Genomic DNA, 1,846 nt, shown 5'->3' with positions numbered 1-1,846 from the left:
AGTTGGGTGGCGATGTGGTTGACTAGGTTGCCAGCACTCAGGCGGTCTGTGCAGTTTTTGGTGACGCCGGCGATGAGGCGGATTTTTTGATCTTCGATGGTGGCGAGCAGTACGATGCCGGTTTGGAGTTTGTCTTTGAGTTGATCGACGAGTTCCCTGAGAGTTTTTGCGTCTACACCATCAATTTGGGCCGCCAAAACTTTGACACCCTGTATATCAACTGCTTGACTAATCAGATCTGAAGATTTTGATCCGGCTAGTTGTGATTTTAGTCGTTGTAATTCTTTTTCGAGCTGACGTTTTTCTTCAAAGGTTTGTTCTAATTTTGAAATTAAATTTTGACGATTGGTCTTGAGCAGTAGAGCTGCTGTTTGAAGTTGTTGCTCAGATTCTTCTGCCCACATTAAAGCTTCATCACCCGATAAAGCTTCAATTCTTCGGATACCCGCTGCGATCCCAACTTCAGAAATAATTTTAAATAATCCGATTTCACCGGTGTGTTTAACGTGGGTACCTCCACACAATTCCATTGAAAATTCACCGATGCTGAGTACGCGTACTTCATCGCCGTATTTTTCACCAAACAACGCCATCGCACCTTTTTTTGTAGCGGCTTCAGGCGACATCGTTTCGACTTTACCCGTTAAATTCGCACGAATTTGTTGATTGACTAAACGCTCAACCTCAAAAATTTGTTGGCTTGTCAGGGGTTCATGGTGCGCATAATCAAAACGTAAACGATCAGCCGCCACCAGTGAACCTTTTTGAATCACATGCGAGCCCACCACACGACGCAGCGCCGCATGCAGTAAATGAGTCGCCGTATGATTCAACATAATTGCCTGACGTGCCGAATCCACTTCTGCGTCCACTTTGGCATTTACACTCAGAGAACCAGCCACCAGCTTTCCATAATGAAGATGCACCATCCCTTGCTTTTTAGTATCTTCAACCGCAAATGATCCGCCTTCAAATTGCAGTTGCCCTTTGTCACCAATTTGCCCACCGGCTTCTGCATAAAAAGGCGTACGATCGAGCACGACAATCCCGCTCTGCCCTGCTGATAATGTTTTAGTCGCTTTGCCAGCTTGATCAAAAAGCGCAGAAACTACCGCTTCATCGGTTGTGCGATCATAACCGGTAAAATCGGTTTCACCCTGAACTTGCAATTGCCCCGTATAATCCACCGCAAACTGCGAAGCCGTTTGAGATTGTTCGCGCTGCGCCGCCATCGCCTTATCAAAACCCGCATAATCCACACTTAAACCACGTTCCCGTGCAATATCCGCTGTTAAATCCGTGGGAAATCCATAGGTATCATACAATTTAAACACCACTTCACCCGGAATTTCTTTGGCGCTGATTTTGCTCAACGCTTCTTCCAGCAAATGCATCCCCTGCTCCAGCGTTTTGGCAAATTGATCTTCTTCGCGCTTTAACACTTCCACAATACGAGACTGTTCAGACACTAAACGAGGATAAGCATCCCCCATCACCTCAACCAAAGGCTGAACCATTTGATGAAAAAATTGCGGTGGTAAACCTAATTTATTCCCATGACGAATTGCCCGACGCAAAATTCGTCGCAGCACATAACCACGACCTTCATTCGAAGGTGTAACACCATCTGCAATTAAAAAAGTCACCGAACGGATATGATCAGCAATCACGCGAATTGAAGTTAAACTTTCTTCATCATTTAAATTTGTCTGCTCAGGATGCTTTGCCTCTAGAATTTTTTGTGTCGCCCTCATTAGATGCTGAAAGAGATCGATATCATAATTACTATGCACATTTTGCATCACAGCAGCAACACGCTCCAATCCCATGCCTGTATCAACTGAAG

The 1,846-nt window shown here is 45.1% G+C and carries 1 protein-coding gene; it reads right to left on the bottom strand.

The features are described from left to right. The coding region (gene alaS / locus ACOSYY_RS19970; protein WP_421664714.1) for an alanine--tRNA ligase at nt 1–1,829 on the bottom strand (1,829 nt) is incomplete at its 3' end. Between the last annotated feature and the right edge of the window lie 17 nt (nt 1,830–1,846).

Source organism: Nitrospira sp. BLG_2 (assembly GCF_049222245.1).
The sequence above is the reverse complement of the archived record's forward strand: the minus strand, read 5'-3'. Positions and strand labels throughout refer to the sequence as shown.